Origin of the sequence: Pseudomonas sp. 10(2024), assembly GCF_045164175.1 — a bacterium.
Classification (GTDB): Bacteria; Pseudomonadota; Gammaproteobacteria; order Pseudomonadales; family Pseudomonadaceae; genus Aquipseudomonas; species Aquipseudomonas alloputida.
Map to the genome: position 1 here is coordinate 3,074,146 of NZ_CP174006.1, position 18,449 is coordinate 3,092,594.

Sequence of the window (18,449 nt, forward strand, 5' to 3'; positions counted from 1 at the left end):
GTTTCAACTCCTGGCGCGCAGACGATCCATGTCGCGGTGGTAGTGACGTTTGGCAACCAAGAACACAGCCGCCGCTGCAATGCTTGTCAGTGGCACCAACTGCAGCGCCGCCTGAAGCCCGATCAGGTCAGACACCCGACCGGTGATCAGCGGCCCGGTGGCCAGGCCCAGCAGGTTGTTGGCCAAGGTCAGGGTGGCGAATGCCGTGCCATGCACAGCAGCGTGGGTAAGGTTGGCGACCATGGCACTGGACGGGCCATTGGTGCCGGCGGCTATCATCATGCCCAGGCAGATCAGCACCAGTTGCGCGGTACCGGCAGGCAACGCAAAGGCTATGCTCAGCAGCGCGCAACTGCCCAGGCAATAGCCGATGGCCAGGCTGATCTTGCGGTCCGGGCGCTGCCGTCCAAGGCGATCGCAGAGCATGGCGCAGAGAATCATGCCGATACCACTGCACAGCACGATGACGGCGGCGATCGCCCCGGCGCGGTCGGTGCCCATGGCGTAATAGCGGTTCAGGTAGCTGGGCATCCACACGATCAGGGTGCCGCCGACAAACAACTGCAGGCCACTGCCGACATAGGCGGCGATGACCGAACGGCTGCTGTACAGGGTGCGCAGCGGGTGGCTGGCCTTGTCCAGCGCCTGCTGCGCGCACTTGGGGGCAATGCGCCCCTCTTTGACGATGACCGGGTAGAGCATCGCCAGCACCAGGCCGAACAATGCCATGCCGGCGAATGCCCAGCGCCAGCCCAGGTGCTGGGCCAACACCCCGCCCAAGGCCATGCCCAGCACCGAGCCGAACATGCCGCCCGCCATGAACGCCCCGGCCAGCGTCGAGCGCATGTCGCGGGGGAATACCGCGACCACCACGGCAATGCCGACACTGCCATAGGCGGCCTCGCCGACCCCGACCAGGAAGCGTGCAATGAACATTTGCGAATAGTTTTCCGCCAGGCCACAGCCGAGCGTGGCCAGGCTCCACAGCACGGCCATCAGCACCAGGCTGCGTACCCTGCCGAAACGGTCGGCCAGCAGCGACAACGGGAAGGTCAGCAGGCCGACCATCAGCGCGACGATGCCGCTGAGCAAGCCCAACTGGCTGTCGCTCAGTGCCCATTCGCCCTTGAGCAGCGGAAACACCGCATTGAGCACCTGGCGCGACATGTAGTCGGAGATCAACAGGCCGAAGGTCAAGGCGAAGACGACCCAGGCATAGCGCCGGGGGATGCTGTTGGCAGTGTCGGTGCCGGAGTCTTCGGCGCTGACGAGATAGGTGGCCATGTTGCCTCCTTGGGTGTGAAGCGTGGGTGTCGTTTTTGTTGTTATGGGTAACCGCCAGAACTCACGTTGCGTTTTTTGGCCTCTTCGCGGCGACGCACGCGAAGAGGCCGGGCCTGCCATAACCGCATCAAGTGCGCTGCGGCACGCCCTTCTCACCCGCCTGGCGGTTCGGCGCCATGCCATTGGCTTTCAACGTTTGCTCGACACTGTCGTACTGCTGCCCGATGCGGTAAATGGCGCGGGCCTCCTTGCCGCTGGCAATCTCGCGCCCCAACTCATGGGCCACGCGCACGGTCTGCTGGACCTGCTGCACCGAGGTGAAGCGTTTGCCGTGCTGGTCGATGATGGTGTCTTCATTGCCGCAGCGCGGGTGCAGGCCCATGGCCAGCGCCATGGTGTTGAACGGCAGCACGTTCTTGAGCAACGATTCGGCAGTCAGGGTGCAGCCGTCCGGCGCGCGGTGGATGAAGTTGAAGAAGTTGAACGGGTTGGGGCCGTCGAAACCGCCGCCAATACCGATCCAGGTCAGGTTCAGCGGCCCCATGTAGTCACCCCGGCGCACGATGCGTTCGAGGGTTTCCAGGGCATGCATGCCGGTCAGCTGGAAATGCGGCTGGATATGGCTGGCCTGCAGGCGGCGCAAGTGCTCGCGGACCCAGGCCGGGCCGGCCGGCACGGTCATTTCGCTGTAGGCGGCATGGATTGCGGGGCTGGCCAGCGAGGTGCCCTCAAGGTACTCGGGGTACAGCAACTCCATGATATTCATCTGCGTGGTGTTGATGGCCACGGTCACCTGGTCGGGGCGCGGCGTCAGCTCGGCAAGCATGTGCCGGGTGTCATCCGACAGCCATTTGGCCGCCTCGCCTTCGCCTTCCGGGGCGAAGGAAATCGAACCGCCAACTTGAATGATCATGTCCGGCACAGCTTCACGTACCCCGGCGATCAGCTCGTTGAACTTGGACAGGCGCTTGGAGCCTTTGCCGTCCAGCTCACGCACATGCAAGTGCAGCACGGTGGCGCCTGCCTCGTAGCAGTCGACGGCCTTCTGCACCTGCTCGTCCATGGTCAGCGGAATGTCTTCAGGGAAGTCTTCGGGCATCCACTCCGGGCCATAAGGGGCGACGGTGATGACCACTTTTTCCATGTTTTCCGGGTGCAACGAATCGTCGAAGAATTGCATGCTGTAGTCCTCGCTATTGTTATTGTGCGGTTACCGCCAGTGACGGCGGCAGGCTTAGAACGTGCGGCTGCCCTTGATCCCGGCACGCTCCATCTTGCGATGGCATGGCGGGTAGTCCATGACCGCGTAATGCTGGGTGCTGCGGTTGTCCCAGATCGCCACGCTGTTGGGCTTCCAGCGCCAGCGCACCTGGTACTCGGGCAGGTAGGCCTGGCTGATCAGGTAACGCAGCAGGTCGCCGGCACCGGGGTTCGCATCCTGGCCGAAGCGCACCCGCTGCGGGGTGTGGTAGTTGCTGAAGTGGGTGGTGAAGGCGTTGACGAACAGCACCTGCTCGCCCGTTTCCGGATGGGTGCGTACGACCGGGTGCTCGGCGTCGGGGAACTGCGCCTTGAGTGCCAGCCGTTTGTCCAGCGGCATTGCAGCGCCGAAGCTGGCCTCGATGCTGTGGCGAGCGCGCAGGTCTTCGATTCTGGCCTTTACATCGTTTGGCAGGTTTTCATAGGCCAGCACCATGTTTGCCCACAGGGTATCGCCGCCTACCGGAGGGCATTCCACACAGCGCAGCACACACCCCATGGGCGGTGCCTCACGCCAGGTGGCATCGGTGTGCCAGGCATTTTCATAGCGGTCGTTGGGCTGGTCCGGGCGCTTGTAGATCTGCACCAGCCCCGGGTGCTCCGGGTCGCTCCCGGCCACCGGGTGGTCCTCCAGCTCGCCGAAGCGGCGGGCGAAGGCCACATGCTCGGCACGGCTGAAGTGCTGGTCGCGCAGGAACAGCACACGGTGCTGGAGCAACTGCTGACGCAACTGGGCGAACAGTTCGTCATCGTGAATCGCATCGGCCAGGTTGACGCCACTCACCTCGGCACCGATCGCGCAGGTCAGTTGTTCGATGTGCATGCTGTTGCCCTCTTCAGATGACGAAGATCGACGAGCCCGTGGTTTTGCGGGCTTCCAGGTCACGGTGGGCCTGTACCGCGTCCTGCAGGGCGTAGTGCTGATTGATTTCGATACGAATGCGCCCGCTGCTGACGTGGTCGAACAATTCGCCGGCCAGGTCAGCCTTTTCTGCCGGACCGGCGATGAAGTCGGCCAGTGCCGGGCGGGTAAGCTGCAACGAGCCCTTGATGGCCAGCAACTGCGGGTCGAACGGCGGGATGCTGCCCGACGCCGTGCCGACGCAAACCATCAGCCCGCGACGCTTGAGCGAATCGAGTGAGCCGGTGAAGGTGGTCTTGCCGACACTGTCGAACACGACGTTCACCCCTACTCCGTCGGTCAGTTCGCGTACGCGGCTGGCGACGTCTTCGACGCTGTAGTTGATGATGTGGTTGCAGCCATGGGCGCGGGCCACCTCGGCCTTGGCCTCGGTGGAGACCGTGCCGATCACGTTCAGCCCAAGCAGCCGCGCCCACTGCGCGACAATCAGGCCCACCCCGCCAGCAGCCGCATGCAGAAGCACGCTGTCACCGGGTTTGAAGTCATACAGCCGGCGTAACAGGTAGGCCGAGGTCAGGCCGCGCATGGTCATGGCGGCAGCAGTCTCGAAGGCAATGGTTTCCGGCAGCTTGATCAGCGCCGCAGCGGGGATCAGGCGCTCGGTGCAATAGGCACCCAAGGTATTGAGGAAACCGGTATAGGTGACCCGGTCACCGACCACCACCTGGGTCACGCCTTCGCCCACCGCCTCCACCACCCCGGCAGCTTCCACGCCGATGCCATTGGGCAGCGTGATCGGGTAAGTGCCGTTACGAAAGTAGGTGTCGGCATAGTTCAGGCCCACCGCCACCTGGCGCAAACGTACCTGCCCAGGGCCGGGCTCGCCAACCTCGGCGTCCTCGTAGCGCAAAACCTCGGGGCCACCGGTCTGATGGAAACGTACCACTTTGGACATGCTTGTCTCTCCAATCATCGATCTGGACGTCAGGCGTCAGTGCTGGTGATTGGACTGTATGCCCTTGGCTTGCGGGGTGCTTCGCATCGGACGACAGCGGGTTTTCATTTGATGACAGTACTGTCGACCCACCGGCGTTCAGACCAGCGCCTTTATTCATGAGGCTGCTTGATGGTTACCTCTTGCGAGACTAATACTTAAATCTCTGCCTGGGGAGGCACGAAAAATGCAACCAAGATTCGTTATCGTTCCCGCTGTGCCGATCGAAAAGGAATCGTTCCGCGTTGGCAGCCGCTACTACGCCGCTACCGTGTGTGGAGGGTTCGACATTTATGACAATCAGGCAAAGGAGCGGCTCAAGCCGAGCTATCCGAGCCGGATAGAGGCGCAGGTGAAGTGCGAGCATTTGAACAAGCGGGATGAGTTGGGGTAACTGCAGGCGATCGGGGCGGCACAACCCGCTCGGGTCACTGATTCAATCCAGGCATTGCCTGGCAGCCTGGCGTAACTTGTCGCCAGACAGAAAGCTGCCCTTGTAGAAGGTCGCACGGCTGCCCTCGCGAGCGTCGACCACGTCAAGCACATCGTCGCTTGCCACGGCGCTTGGCGCCGTGAGCCGGTAGCCGTGGGCTATCGACTTCTGCGTGGCCTGTGGCGCCAGCGCCTGCCATTTTGGCAGGACACAGGCGGCGTACTGCTGCGGCGATTTTTTGGTCAGTTGGCTGGCAGTGGGTTTGCCGGGGGTTGCGCAACCGGCGAGGCTGGCAACCAACACAGTAGCGATAAAAATACGAAAGTCAGGCATTTGCAATCGGCCGTTATGGATAGGTTGCATTTTAACGGGGGTGACGCCGCGTTACTAATCAACCAAAGTCTTGCTGCAGGACGGCGCCCAAGCGGGATTCGTGCAGCGCACCTGATATTTCTGCCAGTAGCAAGGTCACGCTGCAACAGTGAAACTGCCCACGGCACATCACACCACGACTCGGCAGGGGCTTCAGACCATGCAAACCAACGCCAACCACACTCAGTTCTTCTATCAGAATGGCAAACTCGTCACCCTTAAAACCGGTGAACAAGGCCGTAGCATCTTTCGCTCGCCGGACGTACCACTTGCCGAGCGACAATCAGACGACACCGACGCCGGCGGATTGCTGGTAACTGACGACAAGGGTTCGGTGCTGCAGGTACAGCAGAAAAGCTGAAGTCCTCATGATGCTCCGGCACCATTGCGAACCAAATGCGGGCTCAGGGCTTGGCTCCCCTGTACAACACGATGGCTGCTATATCCAGGGCCAGCACACTGCCGACAATCACGAACATGATGTACAGATCTTCAGAGAGCATTGCCGTATCCCCCAGATGCACCGGTTTCAAAAGGGGTAAGCAAATACTGATCCAGTCAGTGCATCAGGACTGCGAGCTGAGACTCAGCTGAACTTCAACTTGACCACTTTGCTCAGCGCCCAGCCACTGAAGACATAGAACGCATCCAGGTAGAAGCGCCCTGCATAGTTGGGCAACGGTGATTGATTCAACAGCACATCCGGCTCGGGCGCGGGAGGAAACAGTGCATAAAAGCCGTTGGGCAGAACGGCCAGTACCAGCAATAGCAGGTAAGTCGAGGCTTGTAGCAGGGTGGCACGATTACTGGATCTGGCGGACCACTTCAGCCCGTAGTAGGCAACCAGGCCGGCAACAGGCAAAACCCAGAAATGCGTCGGAATCCCAATGAACATTTCGGCAACTACGCTTCTTGCTTCCACCTGCGACTCTCCATCCAAATACAACGATTATTACGGGCGGGGCCGGCAAATGCAAAGCAACGCTGCTCAGGCCATACCGGCTCCACCCGCGCTTTTTTGAACGTTGCCGGGCAGGCGATGGGCAGATCGAGTAGGAGGCGGATTCACACCCGCCGTCCTCTCACACCACCGTGCGTACGGTTCCGTACACGGCGGTTCAGGTTACGCGGCTAAGCCGGTTAATCGTATCCAGTATCGAGACCAGCCCGAGCCGGTCCCACAGTTTCTTTGGCAGCGCGTAGTTCATATGTTGCGCTCCCGAATTCCACCATGGACCTCGGCCATTGAAGGCTGACTTGTTGGCACGCTCCTCGCTCAACCCCAGGCGCATCAAGTTTCTCAGCCTCGTGGGAGGCTGCTTCCATTGACGCCAGATGACGCAGCGGAGTTTGTGCCTGACCCAACCATCCAGTTCCTCAAGCGGCCGCTTGCTCTGGCTGAGCTTGAAGTAGCTAGCCCAGCCTCTCAGGACGGGGTTGATCCGCTCGATGACAGTCGCCATTTTGCGAGCCCGTACGCTGCGCAGCAGCATTCTGAGCCGGTCGCGTAAGCGGTCTAGGCTCATCGTTGCCACGCGCAGCCTTGGCTGCTGGTGCCAGCTCATCCCATAGCCTAGGTAGTCGCACTTCCACGCCCTTGCCACTTGGCTTTTCTTTCTGTTCACCGTCAGCTTCAGACGTTCTCTCAGGAAGCGCTCGACGCTGACCAACACCCGTTCGCCGGCCCGGGGACTGCGTACATAGATGTTCGCATCATCGGCATAACGTACGAAGCGATGGCCCCGCCGCTCCAGCTCGCGGTCAAGTTCGTCGAGCAGGATGTTCGACAGCAACGGCGAAAGCGGGCCGCCTTGCGGCGTCCCCTCCTGCCGTGGGCTGACGACACCGCCCGACATGATCCCGGCTTCAAGGTAGCGGCGGATAAGCCTGAGTACGCACTTGTCTTTGATCCGACGTTCGATGCAGGCCATGAGGATGTCGTGATTGACCCGATCGAAAAACTTCTCCAGATCGAGTTCCACGCACCAGCGGTGTCCCGCTGTCACATGGGCACGAGCCATCTCGATGGCTTGATGCGTACTTCTGCCCGGACGAAAACCATAGCTGTAGTCCGAGAACAGTGGGTCGAAGATAGGTGTGAGCTGCTGCTGCAGTGCTTGCTGGATCAGGCGATCCACGACGCTGGGGATTCCCAGTTGCCGTGTGCCGCCCTGCGGCTTGGGAATTTCAACCGCTCGCACTGCTTGGGGCTGGTATTCACCGGCCAGTAACCTGACCTTGAGGGTTGGCCAATACTGTCTCACGTAGCCCGCCAAGTCAGCGACCGTCATGCCATCGGCACCCGGTGCTCCCTTGTTGCTGACCACGCGTTGATACGCACGTCTGAGGTTGGCCGGTGCAAGCACCCGCTCCATCAGCGTGTCCGGCTCCGCGTTCGTCCACGTCACGGACGCCGTCGATACCTTTGCACTGTCAGGCGTCACCCTCGGCTTCTGGCCGGAACTCGGGATGACAGTTTCCGCTGTGGGAAATTTCTGCATTACGGTTACCAACGAGACGGCGACGCCTACTGGCGGCATAACCTGTTCGGCCCTTGGTGGCGCGGTTAACCGCCACTTACTACGGCTTCGGCTGACTTCTGCACGCTCATCCCGTCGCCTTTCGACGCGCGGTAGCACAATGGCAAACGTACAGATCTCCCAGGGTAATTCGCGCGACCTTCCTGCTTATGCCTGTCGGATCTACGTCACAGCGTTCCGTGCAAGTATTGGGCTTTGGCGATTTGTGCCACCTCACCCCGCTGTGCCGCCTCTATCCGCTTCCTGTTCGTCAGGCCAGCATTTTGCCTCGGGCTTCCTTCAGATTCGCAGTCGCCCACGACACCCTTGCCTCTGGCTAACACTTCCCCTTGCCGGGTGTGTAGAGGACTTTCACCTCCAAGTCACCCGCTTGGCCACCACAGCCAAGCGGATTGCGCTTACGCGCAACGCGCCATGCCTGGCGCACACAAAAAGCCCGCTCTCGACGGCGGGCTATTGGTGTGGGGTTGGATGATTACGCTTTTGAACACATCAGTGCAGCATCCAGCAACCTGCCATGGTCGTACCAGGCATCACGTTGATAGGCCGTGAAGTGGCGCTCGCTTCCCGTGCCCCGCAACTCTACAAGACCCTCTGCCTTGTCGGGGTCAGTGCTTTCGACGAAAAGCCTGACCGCGTTATCACCCTCGACTTCATAGGTTTTCACATTCCCTTGTAGCTCGCCTTTGACGCAGCCCAGATAAGCGGGTGGGCTTTTCACGGTAGTGCCAGCGGTATAATCGTGGCTGTCACGCACATCAGGGTTTTGTGCGCAGCCTGCGACGAACAACGAGGCTGCCCCGATTACCAGTATTGCACCTGCCAGCGATCTTGAGTTTTTCACGCGACACGCTCCTGCAGCCCCATCGAAAACTGGGAAATGTTGCCAAGCAGCCTGCCCTTTTTTGGTTTTTGTCCTGCCCATGTTACTGCTCAACGACAACAGGGCATCAGGTTTGTTTGCTATATAGGGTTCGAGGCGTTTCCCTCACGCCCTCGTTGCCCCCGATTACGAGTAAGGCCTGCCCCATAACCGGGGTCAGGGAATGGCATTGAGAAACACATATGTCGCCGCCAGATCCAGTACCAGCACAGCAACCACGCTGAAAATCATGTAATAGCGGTCATCCTGAGTCATTTCTGCGTACTCCGCATGATCAATGTCTCAGGGGTCACAGCAATTCCCGTTCCAGTGCCCTGATGCAGCCCGCTGACACTGCGCCAGCCCAACCGCGCAATCGCGCAGTCAGTCCTTGATCTGGCATACGCCATTGGCTTTGTTCTTACCGGTATACGAGACGTCAGGCGAGCCGTCCGGGTTGATCGACAACGATACCGTTACCCCGCCACCTTTGGCCTCGAAATAGTTGTCATTGAATTTCTTCAGCGTGGCTTCCTTGCCGTTGATGTAAACAGGCCCACCTTTATCGGCATGGACCTCGATATTGCCGGGGCATGTTGCGTTCAACAGCGGAATACCGGCGTGGGCAGCGCCCGATGCGGCAAGCAACAGGCCTAGTAACAAACGCTTCATTTGCAGTGTCCTCGTGGGGTTGTCGGGGTGCGCGCGTTAAAGCAGTCCTTCGATGACGAAGAGGCTCATCGCTCGTTCGAGATGGTAGGCAAGCACATGCAGGGACATCTCGCTACGCATTTTTTTTCATTCCGTGCATCCATTCCACCCGTTGGCGGGTATTGCTAGTGGGCGGCCTTTGACTGCCCGGCCCAATGACTTTCAGGAGCACTGCCCATGAACTTCAAATACTCCGCCTGCCTGCTTGCCTGCAGCCTCGCCCTTGCGCTGCCGCCCGCCCTCGCCCAGACCGCGCTGCCAGACGCAGTCAAAGTCCCTGATGGCCATCGCGTCCTGCTCGAAACCGTCGGCGTCGGCGAGATCACCTACGAGTGCCGCGACAAGGCCAACACCCCCGGTCAGACCGAATGGACTTTCGTCGGCCCCAAGGCAGTGCTCAATGACCGTACCGGTAAACAGGTGGGCGACTACTTTGGCCCACCCGCTACCTGGCAGGCCAAGGATGGCTCGAAGGTCACCGGCACCCAGCTGGCAGTGGCACCGGCGGACAAAGGCGCCATCCCCTATCAACTGGTCAAGGCCAACCCGGCCGAAGGCAAAGGCGCCATGCAGGAGGTCAGCTATATCCAGCGCCTGGCTACCCGCGGCGGTGTGGCGCCGTCAGTCGACTGCACGGCGCAGAACAAAGGTGCCAGGCAGGTCGTCCAGTACCAGGCTGACTATGTGTTCTGGACAGCCAAGTGACACGCACCTGACCCTACACCCTGCGAGTGATGATCTACGCTCGATGGCAAGCCCCCCGGCTGGATGGCCGGGGTACTTGCCTTACACAAGGAAGCCACACACGTTGAACTCGCCGGCCGCCCCCTTCGACTTCCACCGCTGCCTGTTAGCCTGTGCACAGGGTGACCGACGGGCCCTGCAGGCGCTCTACGATCACGAAGGCGCGCGCCTGCTGGGCGTTGCCCGGCGTATCGCACGTGATGACGCCACTGCAGAAGACATCGTCCACGATGCGATCATCCGCATCTGGACCCGCGCAGCCAGCTACGACCCGGCGCGCGGCTCGGCTCGAGGCTGGATCTACAGCATTACCCGCCACCTGGCGCTGAATTCGATACGCGATACCCGCCGTGAAACTGTACTGACCGATGCCGACACCGAAACTGCGTCAACATTGCACGGGAGGGTTGATGACCTTGACCTCTGGTCCGGCTCAGCAAAGATTTACCGCTGCCTTGAACAACTGCAGCCCGCACCGCAACGCTGCATCCTGCACGCCTACGTGGACGGCTGCAGCCACGCCGAGATAGCCGGTTTATTGGGTGCGCCACTGGGCACTGTCAAGGCCTGGATCAAACGCAGCCTCAAAGCGCTACGGGAGTGCCTGGAATGAAGCCCGATTCTGCCGAAGAACTGGACAGCCTCGCCGGGGAATACGTGCTGGGGACCTTGTCGCCGGAGCAATATGCCGCAACGGCCGAACGCCTGCGTACCGACCCCGCGCTTCGCGCCGCCGTGGATGCCTGGGAGGCTCGGCTGCTGGAGCTGACCGCGCTGTCTACCCCGCAGCCCCCTAGCCCCCGCCTGTGGCGCCGCATCCAGCGCAGCCTCGATGAGCTACCCGCACCGCGCACGCAGGCTCGCTGGTGGCAACGCCTCGGCCTGTGGCAAGGGCTCAGCGCCGCAGGGCTTGCTGCAAGCCTGCTGCTGGCGTTTACCTTGCTGACCACGCCCCCCTCTACCACGGAATACCTGGTGGTGCTGGTGGCGCCGAACAGCCAGGCCCCCGGCTGGGTGGTGCAGGCCAGCGACAGCCACATGATCGAACTGCTGCCGCTGGGTAAGGACAAGGTCCCCGACGGCATGGCCCTGCAGTTCTGGACCAAGGGCGAGCAATGGCGTGCCCCGGTTTCGCTTGGCCTGGTCAAACCGGGCGAACCCTATCGAGTTCCGCTGGAAAGTTTGCCACCCCTGGAGGCCAATCAACTGTTCGAGCTGACGCTGGAGAAAGCCGGTGGCTCGCCGACCGGTCTGCCGACAGGGCCGGTGAAGTTCATTGGTCGCGCGGTGAAAGTGATATGACACGACAGGGCCGCAGTACGCGACTGCGGCCTTCGCAAGCTGGACCTATGGTCAGGCGCGGATCACCTCAAGGCGATCCCGCCCAGCCTCTGTGATGGCGTTCTCTCCTTCATCGCTGATGCGATAACGTCCTGACACCATTTTGGTAATTGAGAACCGGACCAGCCCGCTTTGGGACAAGGCTTGGCCTGCTTCGAAGCTCATTGCCTGCTCCAGGTCGAAGATCTTGATTTCTCCGATTTTGTAGCGTGCAAACGCGACCAAGGCGTTATCCAGTTCTTGTTGACTGATCGTTGTAGCGACGTCCATTCGACCTCCCAGGTCATGAGAGCCCCGGTCCGTGGGGGTGGAGGCAACGAACCGGGTGGCTTGTTGAAGGCGGACCGTACTATGCAGTCACGGAAGTCGCTACTGGCTTTCCATCCATGCTGGATGGGTAGGCAGCACGACACCCGCCACACCTACGGTCACTTCAGGCGCCGTCGCCGCATGCCCCGCGCCACCTGCTTCGCGGGTAGACGCGCTCGGAGATCCGCCCCCTGCGCCCTGCTCAGACCATGCTCATCGCCGCACGCAGCGCCAGCAGGTAGGTTTCGACACCAAACCCGCAGATCTGCCCGCGCACCACCTCGGCAAATACCGAGTGATGGCGGAATGGCTCCCTGGCATGAATGTTGGACATGTGCACTTCAACCACCGGCACTTCGATAATGGCCAACGCATCACGAATGCCGTAGCTGTAATGGGTCCAGGCACCGGCATTGATCAACACGGCATCCACCCGGTCCTCATAGGCCTGATGGATGCGCTCGCACATGGCGCCCTCGAAGTTGCTCTGGAAGCTCTCGACCTGCGCCCCCAGCTCCTCGCCCAGGGCCTGCAACGCCTGGTCGATGTCGGCCAGGGTCGCTGTGCCGTACTGGCGCGGGTCACGCTTGCCGAACATGTTGTGGTTGATGCCATGCAGCATCAGTACATTGGCGACCATCGACCTACTCCAGGGGAATCGTCAGCTGATCGATCACCGCACGTGTGTCGGGCCGCACCCCGCGCCACCAGGCGAACGCCTCGGCGGCCTGCTCCACCAGCATGCCGACGCCATCGGCCAGGCGCGCCTGGCCCTGCTCGCGGGCCAGGCGCAGGAAAGGCGTGAGGCCTTTGCCATAGGCCAGCTCGTAGGCCAAGGCCGCCTCGCCCAGCACATCAGCCGGCAGTGGCGGCAAGTCCGCGGTCAGGCTCGCCGAGGTGGCGTTGACCACGATGTCGAACGATTGCCCTTCCAGCGCTTCGTAGCGGCTGATGCGCAGACGCGGGTGATCGAGCTCGTTACGCAGCGCCAGCGCCTTGGCCATGTCCCGGTTGGCGATCACCAGCTCGCGAGGCCCCGCCTGCAGGAACGGCAGCAACGCCCCGCGCACCGCGCCACCAGCGCCCAGCAGCAGCACACGGCGGTTGCGCAGCGGCTCGCCAAGGTTCTCCTCGATGTCCCGCAGCAAACCGATGCCATCGAAGTTCTCGGCGACGATGCGGCCATCCTCGAACTTCAGCGCATTTGCCGCCCGTGCCAATTGCGCCCGCTCGCTGCGCCGGTCGGCCAGCTCGAAGGCACGCAGCTTGAACGGGGCGGTGATGTTCATGCCCTTCCCGCCTTCGCTACGAAACTGCAGTACCTGGGCTTCGAAGTCGTCCAGCGAGCCTTCGATAGCCCCGTATTCCAGCTGTTGGTTGCTGGCCTGGGCGAACAGGCCATGAATCAGCGGGGACTTGGTGTGGTTGATCGGTCGGCCGATCACTGCGTAGCGGTCGCTCATCGTGCATCTCCGTGGGTAAACAACACGCCATCCGCCTGCAAGGCAGTGATTTCTTCAGGGCTGAAGCCAAGCCCGGCGGCCACTTCGGCGTTGTGCTGGCCAAGGTCCGGGGCTACTTGGTGAATCGTGGTATCGCAGTCGGAAAAGCGGAACGGCAGGTTGGCCAGGCGCAGCGTGCCGTAGCGTGGGTGCTGCTGCTCGATGACCATGTTGCGTGCCTGGATCTGCGGGTCGGCCAGCACTTCGTCGATGCGTTGGACCTTGGCACTGGGGATGTCGATGGCATCGAGCAACGCCAGGATCTCGGCCACCCGACGCGCGCCGACCCAGTCGCGGACCACCGCCAGGATCGCCTCGCGGTGGGCGTTGCGGCCGTTGAGGCTGTGGTAGCGGCGGTCGCTGCCGAACCCGGGCGGGCCGCCGTTGGCTTCGAGCATGGCCGCGAAGCGCTGCCAGGCATCGTCGACCTGGGCGGCGATCACCAGGTCGCCGTCGGTGGCGCGGAACACGCCGTACAGGGTCGAGGTGGGCATGTCGTGGCCGGTCTGCTGGGGCAACACAGTGCCACCGGACAGCGTGTAACACTGCACCGCGTATTCGTGCATCGACACCAGGGTGTCGTACAGCGCCATGTCGATGTGCTGGCCGCGGCCACTGCTCACCCGGCCGAGCAACGCGGCATTGATCGCCGCCACCGCGTGGATGCCGGTGTACATGTCGCCCAGGGAAATACGCAGCAGCGGCGGTGCCTCGCCCGGCACGCCAACCATCTGCATGATCCCGCTCTTGGCCTCGGCGATCAGGCCGAAACCGGCGCGGTGGGCGTCCGGCCCGGTATGGCCGTAGGCGGAAATCGAGCAGTACACCAGGCGCGGGTTGCGCGCCGACAGCTCGGCGTAGCCCAAGCCCAGCTTGTCCAGGGCGCCGGGGCGGTAGTTCTCGATGAACACGTCGGCCGAATCGGTCAGGCGCTGCATGAACGCCTTGCCGCGCGGGTCCTTCATGTTGACGCTGACGCCCTGCTTGCCCATGTTCAGCTGCAGGAAATAGCCGCTCTGCTGGTCGTCCAGGGTGAACGCATGCTGGCGGCCAGCGTCGCCGCTACCCGGCCGCTCGACCTTGATCACCTCTGCGCCGAGCGCCGCCAGGCAACGGCCGACATAGGGGCCGGCGAGGAAGTGGCTGTAGTCAATGACGCGGATACCCGCCAATGGCAATGCCTGGCTCATGCTACTGCCCTCCGCGGCACCATCAACCGGTGCTCGCCACGTTGCACGACTTCGCCGTGCTGGTTGATCAGTTCCGAAGGCAGCACCACGATGCCCCAGCCAGGTCGGCTGTTGCTCGGGCGCATCGCCCCCACCCGCATGCGCACGTGGAGCACGTCGTTGACCTTGATCGGCAGCACGAAGTCCCAGGTCCAGCCCAGCGACATGCCCGGTAGGAAGCGGTACTCGCACTGGGTCTTCAGGCCGTCGGCGATCGACAGCCCGAACAGGCCGTGGGCGACCAGGCAGCCAAAGTGGCTGGCGTTGGCGTAGGCCTCATCGACATGTACCGGGGTGTGGTCGCCGGTGAGGTCGGCGTAGGCCAGGATGCGTTCGCGGGTCACGGTGTAGGTCGGGCTGATGCACTCATCGCCTTCGCGGGCATCGTCCCAGTACTTTTCAATCACGCTCATGCCTGCACCTCCGCGCGCGGGTCGATGGCCAGTGCCTGGGCTACGCATTTGGGCGGCAGCGCCTGGATGAACTCCACCGCCAGGCCATCAGGCAGGCGCAGCCAGTTTCGGCCCTGGGGCATCTCACTGACGCCAAAGCGTTGGGCGGCGGCCAGCGCCGCTTCCAGGTCTTCGCACATGATGCCCAGGTGCGCCAGGCGCCCTTCCGGGCCTGCGAAGTCCGGCTGGTGAATGAACTGCAGGCCGCCGAGTGTCCAGTACTGCGCCGGTTGCTCGACGTCACCCTGTACTTCACGCATGGTCATGCCACACACCTCGCTGAAAAAGCGGATATGCCACTGAATGTCCTGCACCCAGAACGCCACGTGTTCGAGGTAGGCTTTTGGCTGGCTCATGGGGTTTCTCCCTTCTGGTGATCGGCCATGGCGCGCTCGATACCCTTGATGCAGGCCACCAGGGTCGCGTTGACCGGCGTGGCCACGCCATGGCGCTGGCCCCAGCGCACGACGGAGCCGTTGATGAAGTCGATTTCGGTGATCGAGTTTTTTTCCAGGCTCTGCAGCATCGAGGTGCGAAAGCTCGCCGGCAGGCCCTCGGCGGCCAGTGACCAGGCAGCCTCGGGGCTGGTCAGGCTCAAGCGAATGCCCGCGCGCTCGGCCACGGCAATGGCCTCGGCCACGGCGGCCTTGGCGGTGCTTTCCAGCAGCGGCTCGCTGTACAGCTGGCCGTAGCTGAGCATGGTGATGCCGCTCAATGCACCGGTGGCGACGTTGACCAGCAGCTTGTCCCACATGGTGCCGAGGATGTTGTCGCTGACCGTGGTGGCCAGCCCGGCATTGTTGAACGCTTCGGCGATGGCCTGCACGCGGGGCGTCAGCTGGCCGTCGAGCTCACCGATGAAAGTCTGTTTGCCGGCCACACCGGCGCGGATAGAGCCCGGCGCGAGTAGCACGCCGCCGACATAGGTCTTGCCAGCCAGCACCCGCTGGCGACCCACCACTTCGGCCAGGATGTCCTCGTGGCCGAGGCCGTTCTGCAGCGACAGCACCAGCGTCTGTGGGCCTATCAGCGCGAGGGCACCGGCGATGGCCTCGGCAGTGTGAAACGACTTCACCAGCACTACCACCAAATCGGTCACGCCAACGTCTTCGGCTTCGATGGCCGCCTTGACCGGTACATGGCGCTCGCCCCGTTCGTCCTGCACCCGCAGCCCATGCTGGTTGATCGCCTCGACATGCGCGCGGCCGCGGTTCAGCAGCCAGGTTTCATGCCCTGCCTCGCTCAGGGCCGCGCCGATGGCGCAACCCAGTGCACCGGCGCCCAGAATGCAGATTTTCACGTCGCAGACCTCCTGTGATTTGCGATCACCTTATGCAGCGGGGTTTATTTGCGCTATACAATGGCCTCAATACAGCTATTGAGAATTTCAATAATGACTACCCTGGAGGCCCTGCCCGAACCCAAGCTGCTGCAGCTGTTCGACGTGCTGTACCAATGCCGCAACGTGACCCGTGCCGCCGAACAGCTGGGGCAGAGCCAGCCGACCATCAGCATCTGGCTGGTGCGCCTGCGCGAGCAATTGAACGACCCGCTGTTCGTGCGCACGCCGGGCGGCATGGCCCCTACCCCACGCGCCGATCAGCTGATAGGGCCGTGCCGCGAGGTGCTGGAATCGCTGCGCCGGCTGACCGCCTGGGAGCCGCAGTTCATCGCCGCCACAGCGCAGCGGCGTTTTCGCCTGTGTGTCAGCGATGCCAGCCACATCACCTTGCTGCCCAGCATCCTCAACCATCTGCGCAGCCATGCGCCGGGCATCCGCCTGGAGGCGGCGCGGATCGACGGCAATACCGAGAGCGCGCTGGAATCGGGCGAAGCGGACCTGGCCATCGGCTTCGTGCCCTGGCTGGGCGGGGGGATGTATCAGCAGGTGCTGTTCGAGCAGGACTGGGTGTGCCTGAGCAACCCGCAGCATCCGCGCCTGGGCAATGGCATGAGCCTTGAGCGGTATCGGGCCGAGGGGCATGTGCAGATCAGTTTCGGCACCGGGCAGAAGCTGCTGGAAGCAGGATTGGCGCGGGCCGGGATCGAACGGCGGATCATGCTCGAGCTGCCAGCGTTTCTCGGGTTGGGGAAGATAATCGGGACTACCGACCTACTGGGCACCTTGCCGCGGCATATCGGGCAGACACTGGCCGATATGCATGGGCTACAGGTGCATGACTGCCCGTTCGAAGTGGAGGGATTCACGGTCAAACAGCATTGGCACGCCCGCTATCATCAGGACAATGGAAATCGATGGTTGAGGGAAGTCGTTCGCGGATTGTTTCAGTGAGCCAGCCAAGCATGACCCCGTTTCGACTTGGATAGCAGGTCTGATTCAAGCCATCCGCTCTGGCCGCACGCCTATCTTCGCGAAGGATGGGCTTGGGTCGTAAATTGGCATTCACGACCGGCCGCTTTCGACCCAGGCTGTGTGAAAACGCCTGCGATTGTCTAACCTTCTGATCGTCGAGATCGTGGCGCCAAGGCTGAGCATCTTCGGCATCATAGGGCTACTTGAGGCGATCAGGGCGTGAATCCCGCCGCTTACTGGCCCGTAAACAAGCATATGGGCCAGCAAGCGGCCATATGGCCTTCTTCTCTTCTGCTCCACCAAAACACGCTAAACCTAAGTCAGATTCAACCCACCGTCTGAAAGGAGTATCTCGCCGGTCAAGTAGTCCGACTCGACCAGCATGACAACAGCTTTTGCGATGTCGTCTGGGCTAGCGGCCCTGCGCATAGGTGCGCGAGTTCGCCACAATTCTTGGGCCTCTGTCCACTCTGCGGTCAGAGGCGTGTCGACCAAGCCAGGCGCCACAGCGTTTACGCGAATGTCTGGCCCCAGCGATAGCGCGAGCAAGCGGGTCATGTGATTTAGCGCAGCTTTGCTTACCGCATAGGGAATCGATGCGCCCTTAGGACGGGTACCGGCATGCGAACTGATGTTTACGACGCAACCTGCTCGACGGTAACGGGCGGCATCGCGCAGTGCCGACTCGGCCAAAGCAACCAGATGGAACGGCGCCACGACATTAACCTCGTTAAGTTCGTGCCACACCGTCGAACTGGCAGAGGCAAGGTCGCCGTGCGCAATGACTCTGCTAATACCGGCGTTATTGACCAGTACGTCAAGCTGCCCCCACGCGGCGATAGCCTCGTTAACAAGCCTGACCCTGTCCGCTTCGACAGCAAGATCAGCTTGCAAGTAAATAGCCTGCTTCATTTCGGCAACCATAGCGTGTCCCGTATCCGCAGAATTTCGCGAATGGAGCACCACCGCATAGCCTGCCCGGCTAAGGACACGTGCAATGGCTGCGCCGATACCGGAAGTTGATCCTGTCACCAACGCAACGCGTAATGCGTTATCAGTTGTCGGATTGGGTGTCATATGGGTATCTCGAATGGAGTGCTAAAGAGTAAGCGGCCAGCGTACACACCTTGCACAGATCAGTCAGCCATCCACAGATGCGGAAGCAATTGCTCGGTCTCACTGGCTCACTGCGTCGGCAGCCGCGTCAGCACATCGTTTAGATACGCGCATGGGTCATGAC

General features: G+C 62.0%; 23 protein-coding genes. 6 read left to right on the top strand and 17 right to left on the bottom strand.

Features of this window, described 5'->3' with window-relative positions; translation table 11 throughout:
- Positions 1-3 precede the first annotated feature (3 nt).
- From ACI7M0_RS13680 to ACI7M0_RS13695, 4 genes are all read right to left on the bottom strand, one after another.
- Entirely contained in the window at positions 4-1,284 is a 1,281-nt protein-coding gene (locus tag ACI7M0_RS13680) for an MFS transporter (RefSeq protein ID WP_064490592.1), read from the bottom strand.
- 127 nt (positions 1,285-1,411) lie between these two features.
- Positions 1,412-2,464, bottom strand: a complete 1,053-nt coding sequence (locus ACI7M0_RS13685; RefSeq protein ID WP_020191130.1) for a 3-keto-5-aminohexanoate cleavage protein — start codon at positions 2,462-2,464, stop codon at positions 1,412-1,414.
- Positions 2,465-2,518: 54 nt separating this feature from the next.
- Positions 2,519-3,367, bottom strand: a complete 849-nt coding sequence (locus ACI7M0_RS13690) for a TauD/TfdA family dioxygenase (RefSeq protein ID WP_012052451.1) — start codon at positions 3,365-3,367, stop codon at positions 2,519-2,521.
- A 13-nt stretch (positions 3,368-3,380) separates the two neighbouring features.
- A complete protein-coding gene (locus ACI7M0_RS13695) occupies positions 3,381-4,361 on the bottom strand; it encodes a quinone oxidoreductase (RefSeq protein WP_129932731.1) in 981 nt (326 codons plus the stop codon).
- A gap of 226 nt (positions 4,362-4,587) precedes the next feature.
- On the opposite strand from ACI7M0_RS13695, the gene ACI7M0_RS13700 reads away from it, so the two are divergent.
- On the top strand, positions 4,588-4,794 hold the full coding sequence (locus ACI7M0_RS13700) for a hypothetical protein (protein ID WP_129932732.1): 207 nt from the start codon (positions 4,588-4,590) through the stop codon (positions 4,792-4,794).
- A 42-nt stretch (positions 4,795-4,836) separates the two neighbouring features.
- Here the strand turns inward: ACI7M0_RS13700 and ACI7M0_RS13705 are convergent, their stop codons facing one another.
- Complete coding sequence (locus ACI7M0_RS13705) at positions 4,837-5,196, bottom strand: hypothetical protein (RefSeq protein WP_104961793.1); 360 nt, start codon at positions 5,194-5,196, stop codon at positions 4,837-4,839.
- 169 nt (positions 5,197-5,365) lie between these two features.
- Between ACI7M0_RS13705 and ACI7M0_RS13710 the strand changes: the two genes are divergently transcribed.
- The gene (locus ACI7M0_RS13710; protein ID WP_104887563.1) at positions 5,366-5,566 is read left to right on the top strand and encodes a hypothetical protein; all 201 of its coding nucleotides are present in this window, start codon (positions 5,366-5,368) and stop codon (positions 5,564-5,566) included.
- A gap of 225 nt (positions 5,567-5,791) precedes the next feature.
- Here ACI7M0_RS13710 and ACI7M0_RS13715 read toward each other — a convergent pair whose 3' ends face one another.
- The 4 genes from ACI7M0_RS13715 to ACI7M0_RS13730 all read right to left on the bottom strand — a co-directional run bounded on the left by ACI7M0_RS13715 (position 5,792) and on the right by ACI7M0_RS13730 (position 9,279).
- Positions 5,792-6,100, bottom strand: a complete 309-nt coding sequence (locus ACI7M0_RS13715) for a hypothetical protein (protein ID WP_019438490.1) — start codon at positions 6,098-6,100, stop codon at positions 5,792-5,794.
- Between the two features lie 223 nt (positions 6,101-6,323).
- Positions 6,324-7,745, bottom strand: a complete 1,422-nt coding sequence (ltrA, locus tag ACI7M0_RS13720; RefSeq protein WP_405314305.1) for a group II intron reverse transcriptase/maturase — start codon at positions 7,743-7,745, stop codon at positions 6,324-6,326.
- Positions 7,746-8,220: 475 nt separating this feature from the next.
- On the bottom strand, positions 8,221-8,589 hold the full coding sequence (locus tag ACI7M0_RS13725) for a hypothetical protein (RefSeq protein WP_010953909.1): 369 nt from the start codon (positions 8,587-8,589) through the stop codon (positions 8,221-8,223).
- A 402-nt stretch (positions 8,590-8,991) separates the two neighbouring features.
- Positions 8,992-9,279, bottom strand: coding sequence for a hypothetical protein (locus ACI7M0_RS13730; protein WP_012052457.1), 288 nt, complete (start codon positions 9,277-9,279; stop codon positions 8,992-8,994).
- Between the two features lie 216 nt (positions 9,280-9,495).
- Here ACI7M0_RS13730 and ACI7M0_RS13735 point away from each other — a divergent pair, with 216 nt between their 5' ends.
- The 3 genes from ACI7M0_RS13735 to ACI7M0_RS13745 all read left to right on the top strand — a co-directional run bounded on the left by ACI7M0_RS13735 (position 9,496) and on the right by ACI7M0_RS13745 (position 11,364).
- Positions 9,496-10,023 (top strand): DUF3455 domain-containing protein, encoded by a 528-nt coding sequence (locus ACI7M0_RS13735; protein WP_104887561.1) that lies wholly within the window; start codon positions 9,496-9,498, stop codon positions 10,021-10,023.
- A 103-nt stretch (positions 10,024-10,126) separates the two neighbouring features.
- Positions 10,127-10,675 carry a sigma-70 family RNA polymerase sigma factor gene (locus ACI7M0_RS13740; protein WP_010953906.1) on the top strand — a complete coding sequence of 183 codons (549 nt, stop codon included), beginning with the start codon at positions 10,127-10,129 and terminating at the stop codon, positions 10,673-10,675.
- Positions 10,672-11,364 (top strand): anti-sigma factor domain-containing protein, encoded by a 693-nt coding sequence (locus ACI7M0_RS13745; protein ID WP_104887559.1) that lies wholly within the window; start codon positions 10,672-10,674, stop codon positions 11,362-11,364. Before ACI7M0_RS13740 ends, ACI7M0_RS13745 begins: the two co-directional genes overlap by 4 nt.
- Before the next feature lie 51 nt (positions 11,365-11,415).
- Here ACI7M0_RS13745 and ACI7M0_RS13750 read toward each other — a convergent pair whose 3' ends face one another.
- The 7 genes from ACI7M0_RS13750 to ACI7M0_RS13780 form a co-directional block, all read right to left on the bottom strand.
- A complete protein-coding gene (locus tag ACI7M0_RS13750; RefSeq protein WP_014591103.1) occupies positions 11,416-11,673 on the bottom strand; it encodes a hypothetical protein in 258 nt (85 codons plus the stop codon).
- A 241-nt stretch (positions 11,674-11,914) separates the two neighbouring features.
- Complete coding sequence (gene aroQ, locus ACI7M0_RS13755; protein WP_010953903.1) at positions 11,915-12,352, bottom strand: type II 3-dehydroquinate dehydratase; 438 nt, start codon at positions 12,350-12,352, stop codon at positions 11,915-11,917.
- 4 nt (positions 12,353-12,356) lie between these two features.
- Positions 12,357-13,175, bottom strand: a complete 819-nt coding sequence (gene aroE / locus ACI7M0_RS13760) for a shikimate dehydrogenase (protein WP_064490599.1) — start codon at positions 13,173-13,175, stop codon at positions 12,357-12,359.
- Positions 13,172-14,404: a CaiB/BaiF CoA-transferase family protein gene (locus tag ACI7M0_RS13765; RefSeq protein ID WP_129932415.1), complete on the bottom strand. Its 1,233-nt coding sequence runs from the start codon at positions 14,402-14,404 to the stop codon at positions 13,172-13,174. Before ACI7M0_RS13765 ends, aroE begins: the two co-directional genes overlap by 4 nt.
- The gene (locus ACI7M0_RS13770; RefSeq protein ID WP_019751728.1) at positions 14,401-14,856 is read right to left on the bottom strand and encodes a MaoC/PaaZ C-terminal domain-containing protein; all 456 of its coding nucleotides are present in this window, start codon (positions 14,854-14,856) and stop codon (positions 14,401-14,403) included. Before ACI7M0_RS13770 ends, ACI7M0_RS13765 begins: the two co-directional genes overlap by 4 nt.
- A complete protein-coding gene (locus tag ACI7M0_RS13775; protein WP_129932416.1) occupies positions 14,853-15,251 on the bottom strand; it encodes a VOC family protein in 399 nt (132 codons plus the stop codon). Before ACI7M0_RS13775 ends, ACI7M0_RS13770 begins: the two co-directional genes overlap by 4 nt.
- Complete coding sequence (locus tag ACI7M0_RS13780; RefSeq protein WP_129932417.1) at positions 15,248-16,195, bottom strand: ketopantoate reductase family protein; 948 nt, start codon at positions 16,193-16,195, stop codon at positions 15,248-15,250. The genes ACI7M0_RS13775 and ACI7M0_RS13780 overlap by 4 nt, the downstream gene beginning before the upstream one ends.
- 93 nt (positions 16,196-16,288) lie before the next feature.
- Here ACI7M0_RS13780 and ACI7M0_RS13785 point away from each other — a divergent pair, with 93 nt between their 5' ends.
- Positions 16,289-17,188: a LysR family transcriptional regulator gene (locus ACI7M0_RS13785; RefSeq protein ID WP_129932418.1), complete on the top strand. Its 900-nt coding sequence runs from the start codon at positions 16,289-16,291 to the stop codon at positions 17,186-17,188.
- Between the two features lie 336 nt (positions 17,189-17,524).
- On the opposite strand, the gene ACI7M0_RS13790 is transcribed toward ACI7M0_RS13785, so the two are convergent.
- Complete coding sequence (locus tag ACI7M0_RS13790; RefSeq protein WP_129932419.1) at positions 17,525-18,286, bottom strand: SDR family NAD(P)-dependent oxidoreductase; 762 nt, start codon at positions 18,284-18,286, stop codon at positions 17,525-17,527.
- Between the last annotated feature and the right edge of the window lie 163 nt (positions 18,287-18,449).

Excerpts from the sequence above, each read along its gene's own strand:
- ACI7M0_RS13680 (WP_064490592.1), bottom strand. The coding sequence starts at position 1,284 with ATGGCCACCTATCTCGTCAGCGCCGAAGACTCCGGCACCGACACTGCC.
- ACI7M0_RS13685 (WP_020191130.1), bottom strand. The coding sequence starts at position 2,464 with ATGCAATTCTTCGACGATTCGTTGCACCCGGAAAACATGGAAAAAGTG.
- ACI7M0_RS13690 (WP_012052451.1), bottom strand. The coding sequence starts at position 3,367 with ATGCACATCGAACAACTGACCTGCGCGATCGGTGCCGAGGTGAGTGGC.
- ACI7M0_RS13695 (WP_129932731.1), bottom strand. The coding sequence starts at position 4,361 with ATGTCCAAAGTGGTACGTTTCCATCAGACCGGTGGCCCCGAGGTTTTG.
- ACI7M0_RS13700 (WP_129932732.1), top strand. The coding sequence starts at position 4,588 with ATGCAACCAAGATTCGTTATCGTTCCCGCTGTGCCGATCGAAAAGGAA.
- ACI7M0_RS13705 (WP_104961793.1), bottom strand. The coding sequence starts at position 5,196 with ATGCAACCTATCCATAACGGCCGATTGCAAATGCCTGACTTTCGTATT.
- ACI7M0_RS13710 (WP_104887563.1), top strand. The coding sequence starts at position 5,366 with ATGCAAACCAACGCCAACCACACTCAGTTCTTCTATCAGAATGGCAAA.
- ACI7M0_RS13715 (WP_019438490.1), bottom strand. The coding sequence starts at position 6,100 with ATGTTCATTGGGATTCCGACGCATTTCTGGGTTTTGCCTGTTGCCGGC.
- ltrA (WP_405314305.1), bottom strand. The coding sequence starts at position 7,745 with ATGCCGCCAGTAGGCGTCGCCGTCTCGTTGGTAACCGTAATGCAGAAA.
- ACI7M0_RS13730 (WP_012052457.1), bottom strand. The coding sequence starts at position 9,279 with ATGAAGCGTTTGTTACTAGGCCTGTTGCTTGCCGCATCGGGCGCTGCC.
- ACI7M0_RS13735 (WP_104887561.1), top strand. The coding sequence starts at position 9,496 with ATGAACTTCAAATACTCCGCCTGCCTGCTTGCCTGCAGCCTCGCCCTT.
- ACI7M0_RS13745 (WP_104887559.1), top strand. The coding sequence starts at position 10,672 with ATGAAGCCCGATTCTGCCGAAGAACTGGACAGCCTCGCCGGGGAATAC.
- ACI7M0_RS13750 (WP_014591103.1), bottom strand. The coding sequence starts at position 11,673 with ATGGACGTCGCTACAACGATCAGTCAACAAGAACTGGATAACGCCTTG.
- aroQ (WP_010953903.1), bottom strand. The coding sequence starts at position 12,352 with ATGGTCGCCAATGTACTGATGCTGCATGGCATCAACCACAACATGTTC.
- aroE (WP_064490599.1), bottom strand. The coding sequence starts at position 13,175 with ATGAGCGACCGCTACGCAGTGATCGGCCGACCGATCAACCACACCAAG.
- ACI7M0_RS13765 (WP_129932415.1), bottom strand. The coding sequence starts at position 14,404 with ATGAGCCAGGCATTGCCATTGGCGGGTATCCGCGTCATTGACTACAGC.
- ACI7M0_RS13770 (WP_019751728.1), bottom strand. The coding sequence starts at position 14,856 with ATGAGCGTGATTGAAAAGTACTGGGACGATGCCCGCGAAGGCGATGAG.
- ACI7M0_RS13775 (WP_129932416.1), bottom strand. The coding sequence starts at position 15,251 with ATGAGCCAGCCAAAAGCCTACCTCGAACACGTGGCGTTCTGGGTGCAG.
- ACI7M0_RS13785 (WP_129932418.1), top strand. The coding sequence starts at position 16,289 with ATGACTACCCTGGAGGCCCTGCCCGAACCCAAGCTGCTGCAGCTGTTC.
- ACI7M0_RS13790 (WP_129932419.1), bottom strand. The coding sequence starts at position 18,286 with ATGACACCCAATCCGACAACTGATAACGCATTACGCGTTGCGTTGGTG.